The sequence below is a fragment of the Polaromonas sp. P3_C2 genome, assembly GCF_056402675.1.
The window spans coordinates 1-5083 of the sequence record NZ_JBFUGX010000300.1; the positions used below are offsets into that span (position 1 = coordinate 1).

8 protein-coding genes are annotated in these 5083 nt (G+C 62.3%); 5 read left to right on the top strand and 3 right to left on the bottom strand.

Features of this window, described 5'->3' with window-relative positions:
- The first annotated feature begins 380 nt into the window (after window positions 1-380).
- Window positions 381-833 (top strand): hypothetical protein, encoded by a 453-nt coding sequence (locus AC1DWI_RS13440; RefSeq protein ID WP_477671158.1) that lies wholly within the window; start codon window positions 381-383, stop codon window positions 831-833.
- A gap of 296 nt (window positions 834-1129) precedes the next feature.
- Complete coding sequence (locus AC1DWI_RS13445; RefSeq protein ID WP_477671159.1) at window positions 1130-1345, top strand: hypothetical protein; 216 nt, start codon at window positions 1130-1132, stop codon at window positions 1343-1345.
- Between the two features lie 17 nt (window positions 1346-1362).
- Here the strand turns inward: AC1DWI_RS13445 and AC1DWI_RS13450 are convergent, their stop codons facing one another.
- Window positions 1363-2271 carry a LysR family transcriptional regulator gene (locus AC1DWI_RS13450; protein ID WP_477671160.1) on the bottom strand — a complete coding sequence of 303 codons (909 nt, stop codon included), beginning with the start codon at window positions 2269-2271 and terminating at the stop codon, window positions 1363-1365.
- An 80-nt stretch (window positions 2272-2351) separates the two neighbouring features.
- Here AC1DWI_RS13450 and AC1DWI_RS13455 point away from each other — a divergent pair, with 80 nt between their 5' ends.
- From AC1DWI_RS13455 to AC1DWI_RS13465, 3 genes are read left to right on the top strand one after another with little or no spacing between them, the layout of a single operon-like run.
- Window positions 2352-2774, top strand: a complete 423-nt coding sequence (locus tag AC1DWI_RS13455) for a DoxX family protein (RefSeq protein ID WP_477671161.1) — start codon at window positions 2352-2354, stop codon at window positions 2772-2774.
- A 21-nt stretch (window positions 2775-2795) separates the two neighbouring features.
- Window positions 2796-3473, top strand: a complete 678-nt coding sequence (locus AC1DWI_RS13460; RefSeq protein ID WP_477725003.1) for a glutathione S-transferase family protein — start codon at window positions 2796-2798, stop codon at window positions 3471-3473.
- 56 nt (window positions 3474-3529) lie between these two features.
- Window positions 3530-3892, top strand: a complete 363-nt coding sequence (locus AC1DWI_RS13465) for a hypothetical protein (RefSeq protein ID WP_477671163.1) — start codon at window positions 3530-3532, stop codon at window positions 3890-3892.
- Window positions 3893-3978: 86 nt separating this feature from the next.
- Here AC1DWI_RS13465 and AC1DWI_RS13470 read toward each other — a convergent pair whose 3' ends face one another.
- Together AC1DWI_RS13470 and AC1DWI_RS13475 are read right to left on the bottom strand one after the other, a co-directional pair.
- The gene (locus AC1DWI_RS13470) at window positions 3979-4644 is read right to left on the bottom strand and encodes a glutathione S-transferase family protein (protein WP_477671164.1); all 666 of its coding nucleotides are present in this window, start codon (window positions 4642-4644) and stop codon (window positions 3979-3981) included.
- A 196-nt stretch (window positions 4645-4840) separates the two neighbouring features.
- Window positions 4841-5083, bottom strand: a 243-nt coding sequence (locus tag AC1DWI_RS13475; protein ID WP_477725004.1) for a LysR substrate-binding domain-containing protein, incomplete at its 5' end; no start/stop codon positions are given.

Consider the following 5083-nt stretch of genomic DNA (forward strand, 5'->3'; position numbering starts at 1 on the left):
CCCGCAAAGCTTTCACTGGACCATGGACCTGATGGTGCCCTGGCTGCGCCTGGCCCTGCTGTGCGCCGCGGTGGTGGTGGCCGGCACCGTGACGGCCTGGCTGGCGGGCCGCGCGGCCGCAGGCCGGGACGCCGTGCTGGCGGTGAAAGAAGACTGGTAAGCCTTGCCCCTTTGCGGCATTTGCCGCGAAAGGATGCGCACGGGCAAGGGGCAGCCCCCCCGTGCACCGTCCTACAGGCGTGGAGGCCGGTTTCCGACGCCATCCGGCCGCTCCCGGCATCACACTGTGACTCATGCGGTGGCCGTCAAGTGCGCAGGTGTTTTGCCAGCCCTTGTCTCCCACGCCCTTTTTTCTCTTTCAAATGCCTGCGGAGAACGCGATGACCACCAACACCAGCCCCCTGACCGGCGCCAACGCGAACCCGACGGGCAAGTTCTCACGGCATGCCTCCTCCCGGCCGTCCCACGGCTTGCAGCTCACCCGCAATGACGACGGCAGCGTGACCCTGGCACTCAACCAGCCCCTGAGGTTGCAGGCCGAAGAACTCGAAGAACTCGTCGCCAGCCTTGCCGGCTTGCGCGCCGACATGGACCCACCCTACCCGCTGGACTGCCCACCGTTGAGTGCGCTGGAGCCCAGCTACAGCCCGCGGCACTGGGTTGCCTGCGACCCGTTGACCGGCAAGATCCTGCTGTTCCTGCGCCACCACCTGTTCGGCTGGCTGGGCATTGTGCAAACGCCGGAGACCGCGCTCGACATGCTGAAGTCGGTGGCCGTCGAGATGAAAAACCTGGAGCTCTCCGACCGCGATCCCAGGCGCGACCTGCACTGAGAATTGCTGCCTGCCAGGCAATGGCCGCTTCCCCTGCGAGCCTCGTCTCATCGTGTTTATCGTGCTGTACATCTTGATACGAGGCGCTCTGCGGGTTGGCCAATGAATTCAAGGCCTGCGCGCTGCATGGTGCAACACCTGCCGCCTTCCCATCTTTAGCTTTCTCCAATGCAGGCGACCACGCCGAAAGGCGTTTTCGTTTGCTTACTCATGGTCACGTTTTTGACGCGCGATTGTCATCACAGCGCCGGGATGAACTCCTACCATGGAGGCATTCACCAGAGAGGGCTTGCATCATGAGACCTGCTAAAGCACCGCCGCACGACTACCGCATTGAAAATGTCGATCCGGCCGAAGGCAGCCTGCTGCCGTCGAGCTCGAACCATCTTTTCGCCGACTATTCGCTGGCCGTGGCGGTGGCCGTGAAAAGTGTGGCCGACCCCACGCGACAGGAAGTGCGCGTCGTRCACGTTCCCAGCGGGGAAGTCGTCTTCCGGACTTCAGCGTTTTGACGCCGGGGCCCGCCGCATCAGGCCAGCCTGATGCTGTTTGCAAAGTGGTCATACACCACGGAAATTCTCCGCAGGTGGCGCGACTCCGCGTGCGCCAGCAGCCACAGGTCTGACTCGCAGTCGGCCAGGGTGTCCGCCAGCGGCACCAGCCCGGGCTCTCCCGCCAGCATGAAGCGCGGCACAATGCCCACCCCCAACCCCGCCTTGATCGCATCCATCACCGCCACAATGCCGTCCGCATAATGCCGCGGCGTGACCTTGGGCAACTGCTTGCGCCGCCACAGCACCGAGGGGTGTTCCGGAAGCGATTCATCAGGCGCTATCCAGTCCAGTTTCGCCAGCGCATCAAGCAAGGGGATTTTTTTGGACGACGCCATCTTCGCTTGCGCTTTGGACCCGCACAGCACAAAGCGCACGGTGCCAAGCTTGCGGCCCACCAGGTGGTCGGGTGGCTTGCGTGTTGCACGCAGCGCCAGGTCCGCGTCGCGCCGGCTCAGGCTCACGAGTTCATTGCCGGTGCGCATGTCCAGCTGCAGCAGCGGATGCTGCGCCAGCAGCGGCTTGAGCGAAGGCAGCACCAGCCCGCGCAATACCGCGTCAGTCGTGGTCAGGCGCACCAGGCCTGAAACGCCTTCATGCGGCCGCTGCATGCTGGCGCGCACCGCTTCAAGCTCGGCCTCCACGCGCTCCGCATGCGGCACCAGGCCCAGCATGGGCTCTGTGGGCAGGTAGCCCAGGCGCGACCTTTCGAACAGCCGCTGGCCCAGATTTTTTTCGATGCGCTGCACCGAGCGGAACACCGTGGACGCATCCGCGCCCAGCCGCCGCGCGGCCTCGGCCAGCGTCATGCCGCGCACCATGGCCAGCAAAATTTCCAGGTCAGAGGCCGTCAGCGCGTATTGCGTTTTTGCAATAGATGGTTTCATGATTGCCAATTTACATTGTATTTTTGCAATCGTAAAGTGGCGGCTCCTTCAACGCTACGCCCTTCGCCGGGCTTTACACCATGACCATCGAAACCTCCGAAACCTCCAGCGCCAGCCACGGCGCCACCCTGCTGCGCCTGGCCCTTGGCACCATGTGGGTCACCCACGCGCTGCTCAAAATCTTCGTCTTCACCCTGCCCGGCACGGCGCTGTTTTTTGAATCGGTCGGCCTGCCCGGCTTCATGGCCTACGTTGTCGTGGCAGTGGAGCTGGCCGGCGGCGCGGCGCTTCTGCTGGGCTTTTATGGCCGCCAGGCATCGCTGCTGCTGGCGCCGGTGCTGCTGGTGGTCGTCTGGGTGCACTGGCCCAACGGCTGGGTGTTTACCAGCCCCAAGGGCGGCTGGGAATACCCGCTCTTTCTGCTGGTCGCCTCGCTCGCCCAATGGCTGCTGGGTGACGGCGCCTGGGCCGCGCGCCGCAGCCGCCTGCTGGTGCTGCGCTGATCTGCGCTGAAAGACATCACCATGAAGCTCACCCTCATCAGCCACACCCTGTGCCCCTACGTGCAGCGCGCAGCCATCGTGCTCGCGGAAAAAGGCGTCGCCTTCGAGCGAATCAACGTCGACCTCGCCAACAAGCCCGACTGGTTCAAGGCGATCTCGCCGCTGGGCAAGACGCCGGTGCTACGGGTAGATGACGATGCGATTTTTGAATCGGCCGTGATCTGCGAATACCTGGACGACACCCTGTTGCCACGCCTGCATCCCGCGGATGCCCTCAAGCGCGCACAGCATCGTGCCTGGATGGAGTTCGGATCTGCCTTGCTCAATGCGATAGGCGCGTTCTACAACGCGGCCGATGCGGCGTCGCTGGCGCGGCACCGTGAAGATATTGGGCGCCGGCTTRCCCAGCTTGAGGCGGTGTTGCCGGATCGAGGCCCTTATTTCGCCGGAGCATCCTTCAGCATGGTGGACGCGGTGTTTGGTCCGGTGTTTCGTTATTTCGATGTGCTGGACGACGTGGGCGAAACAGGATTCTTTGAACATTTGCCAAAAGTGCAGGCCTGGCGCGCCGCTCTCGCTGCGCGTCCCTCTGTCCAGCAAGCGGTGGGCAGCGGCTATGCCCGCGAGCTGCATCGCTTCTTCCTGGCCCGCAGCTCCGAACTCTCGCGTCGCATTGCGGGGTGTGAAAGTAGAGCCTGATGCTATAAAGCGGATGGCCGCTTTTGGCCAGAAGTCGAAATTCGTCACCTCAATCGATGCCATCCAAAACGCCTTCCTCCGGCCCCGCCGATTGGTTGCTGGGCCGTTGGCGCTCTGACAAAGGGTTGACCGTTGACGGATGGGGTAAGCATCCCCCAGGCTCTATAGAGTTTCAGGCGATTATGCTTCGGACACTCGGCAAGACAGAGTTGCTATTCACTCCAACACGCTTCACCTCGATGTTCGAGGACGCCAAGTCCGTCACACCGTATCGGGTTATTTGGAAGTCAGAAACAAGCATGGTTGTTGTGTTTGGCCGCATCGGTGAAGAAACAGCGCAACACCTGCATTTTTTAAGCCCAACGCTCTACTGGATCCACACCGGAAGATTCTGGGAATACTTTTCCAAGATAAAATGAGCTTGCTGCAGTGTCGGCAATGACCCAAACGGAAGCGCTTTTTCTCATCAGCCCGTAAAACAACCGGCCCCAAAGGCTGACCCTCCTCAGGCGGCCGATGACCCGCCAGTGAAAACCGCCAATTGCGCATCAAAAGCACGCTGGTACGCTGGCCGCGCTTCACCACGGGCCACATAGGCCGAAAGGTTCGGGTATTTCTCCAGCAGCCCCGATACGGCCGCCCTGCGCAGCACCGTCACCATCAGCAGGTCTCCTGCGCTGAATGCACCGTCAAGCCAGTCGGAATTGCCCAGCCGGCTGGAAAGGTCGCCCAGCCGCGCATGGACGCTGTCCTCAAGGGCGGGCAGGCGGTCCGCATACCAGGGCTTGTCACGCTCGAAGAGCACCGCCATTGAGCGGTCAATGATGGGCGGCTCTACCGTGTTGAGCGCGGCAAACATCCATGCGACGGCGCGAGCGCGGGCATTTGCATCGTCTGGCAGCAGGCCTTTATGGCGCTCAGCAATATGGAACACGATGGCCCCTGACTCGAACAGCGCGAGATCACCTTCTTCATAGGTCGGAATCTGCCCGAAAGGATGAAGCGCGCGATGCGCGGGCTCCTTCATCGCCGCAAACGAAACAAGACGAACCTCGTGAGGCTGCCCCACTTCTTCAAGCGCCCAGCGAACGCGCATGTCACGCGCCAGCCCACGGCCGCGGTCGGGCGAACGCTCAAAGGCCGTCATGGTAGGGGTCGTCGGAAGGGTCATGGTGGTTTCTCCTTTTGCTGAGATGCCTGGTTGAGTGTTTTGTTGATGCCGGACATGCGATTGACCGGTCACCTACCTCACGACGTTCGGGATAGTCCCCAATCGACATCCTGGCGCAACTTTTTTTGTGAACTCTGAAAAAAAGGCGAAATTGAGTGCCGTCAGCAGCGTCCCGTTGTCGCGGCCACGCCCCTGCTCAGGCCTGCCGAAAACTCGCCAGTGTCTTGAGCAGGTTGCGGGTGGCGCCGTCGAGCGTATCGAGCGGCCTGTGGACCATGGCCGTGTGGCGAGTCAGTGCGGGCTTGAGCGGCACCAGCTGCACGTCATGCCGCACGTTGGATTCTTCCAGCGACTGTTCCCTCGGCAGCACCGCAGCGCCGTAACCGGCGGCCACCAGGCTCTTGATGGCCTCTGAGTAGTTGAGCTCAATGCGTGCGCG

Coding starts and splice junctions, on each gene's coding strand:
- AC1DWI_RS13455 (WP_477671161.1), top strand. CDS start 2,352: ATGACCATCGAAACCTCCGAAACCTCCAGCGCCAGCCACGGCGCCACC.
- AC1DWI_RS13440 (WP_477671158.1), top strand. CDS start 381: ATGACCACCAACACCAGCCCCCTGACCGGCGCCAACGCGAACCCGACG.
- AC1DWI_RS13465 (WP_477671163.1), top strand. CDS start 3,530: ATGCCATCCAAAACGCCTTCCTCCGGCCCCGCCGATTGGTTGCTGGGC.
- AC1DWI_RS13470 (WP_477671164.1), bottom strand. CDS start 4,644: ATGACCCTTCCGACGACCCCTACCATGACGGCCTTTGAGCGTTCGCCC.
- AC1DWI_RS13450 (WP_477671160.1), bottom strand. CDS start 2,271: ATGAAACCATCTATTGCAAAAACGCAATACGCGCTGACGGCCTCTGAC.